The sequence below is a fragment of the Acinetobacter sp. YH12021 genome (genome assembly GCF_013420145.1).
In the GTDB taxonomy this organism is placed as follows: Bacteria; Pseudomonadota; Gammaproteobacteria; order Pseudomonadales; family Moraxellaceae; genus Acinetobacter; species Acinetobacter towneri.
This window is the reverse complement of record NZ_VOYT01000064.1, coordinates 1-1,620: the sequence shown is the minus strand read 5'-3', so window position 1 is coordinate 1,620 and position 1,620 is coordinate 1. Positions and strand designations below refer to the sequence as shown.

General features: G+C 33.1%; 2 protein-coding genes and 1 pseudogene. All 3 read left to right on the top strand.

What is annotated here, in order from left to right; genetic code table 11:
* A pseudogene (locus FTT91_RS14480) lies at positions 1–115 on the top strand (IS982 family transposase); the annotation flags it as partial.
* A gap of 150 nt (positions 116–265) precedes the next feature.
* The gene (locus FTT91_RS14475) at positions 266–832 is read left to right on the top strand and encodes a hypothetical protein (protein WP_180169700.1); all 567 of its coding nucleotides are present in this window, start codon (positions 266–268) and stop codon (positions 830–832) included.
* A 66-nt stretch (positions 833–898) separates the two neighbouring features.
* Positions 899–1,498, top strand: a complete 600-nt coding sequence (locus FTT91_RS14470) for a hypothetical protein (RefSeq protein WP_257229605.1) — start codon at positions 899–901, stop codon at positions 1,496–1,498.
* Positions 1,499–1,620: the final 122 nt, after the last annotated feature.

Below are 1,620 nucleotides of genomic sequence, written 5' to 3'. Positions count from 1 at the left end.
ACATCGTTCGATTGCTGGTTTTTTAGCAGGCGTATTTTCTTCACTATGTGCGTATCAACTTTGCCAAAAGAATAAGCCTAAAATTCATGTGATTAAATCTTTGGCTTATCCGTAACTGGGGTTATTTTAATACTTTTTTGAATCCGTCAATGCGTAAGTCCTAAATTAAAATAAAAATTGATAAATATCCAGAAAATCAATATTTATACTAGAGCAAGCTTGTATGAATTTTATGAAAAATATACGAGTAACAACAGGGGTAATAATGTTTAAGTCTATTTTATTAGGATCTTTTTGCTTAATAGCTTTAAGTGCCTGCGGTGGAGAAAATGATTCCTCAGCACCACAAAATGAAAAAATAACGACAAAAGAGCAAGTCTTTCAGAAATTAGAGGATGAAGGGAAATTACCAAAACTTGAAAGAATAGATTCAATTTTAGGGATTGATAAGGACCAAAATGGCATCCGTGATGATATTGACGCTCATATTGAACAAAAATATAAAGATGAACTTGAAAAAAAAGCGGTTCAACAATTTGCAAGGAATAGTCAGCAAAAAATGGCTGTTAATTTAGAGAATGAAGTTGAATTACAAGCATCATCTTATGAAGCTGATAGAGCAACGACTTGTGTTTATAAAACATTCAAAAATAACCCGAATATAGACGCATCCGATGTAATTGATGAAATAGGAAATATGACTACAAATACCAAAAAACGCCTACAGGCTTATTACAAATATAGTGATGCTTTAGATGGCTTTGTGTTCACGATACCACAAAGAGATTACTGCGATGAGGCTTTGTTGCACAAAGATTTCATAACTATATGATTTTAAAAGTTTTGATTATTTTTTGATCCAAAATTAAATTTATTTAAATCAGATACTTACATATTTATGCAACAAAGCCCTGCGATGAATAAGAAAATTCATTTGAGTGCCATTTCTCTTTTAATGGTTGCATCTAGCATCACTAATGCTACAGACGATGTAAATGATTTGTGCAACAAGTCTGATATAACTATAGCCTATTTCAATGGTGTTCTTACGGATGAGAAAACAGCTCGTAAGAATCTTAATGAAATAGAAGAACGCTATAGTGACCAATCACCATCAGGTGAAAACATCAAATACCAAGTAATGTACAACAAAAGTCAATTCCTCTCTGATTTTGTGGAAACTTTTTATCAACGATTCTCAGAAGAAACCATAGGTGATTGTTGGGAATTATATACTGAAATAATAAAGCAACAGTTCCAAAACAATAACGGAAAAACTTGGCTTGGTCATATTAACGACGCTCTAACCGTAATAGCGACAGTACCTAGATTTGCTTTTGATTTAATTCAAAGAGAGGTTGTTGATAGTATTGTTGCAGCATTAAAGTTGACTGCACCAATTGCAGAACGAGAAACATATTTAAAGCATGAGCGTGACTTGCAACAAAGCCTTCTAGAAGGTAATAAAGTTATAATGATTGCGCACTCTCAAGGGTAGTGTTCAAAAAACTGTGTCATTTCCTTAAACTGTTAAAAACAGGAATGATGCATTATGGCAACTACATTTGATTTTGAAACAGCCTTAAAACAACTCCAGTCAGGACAAGCACTGACTGGAGA

Coding starts and splice junctions, on each gene's coding strand:
- FTT91_RS14475 (WP_180169700.1), top strand. CDS start 266: ATGTTTAAGTCTATTTTATTAGGATCTTTTTGCTTAATAGCTTTAAGT.
- FTT91_RS14470 (WP_257229605.1), top strand. CDS start 899: ATGCAACAAAGCCCTGCGATGAATAAGAAAATTCATTTGAGTGCCATT.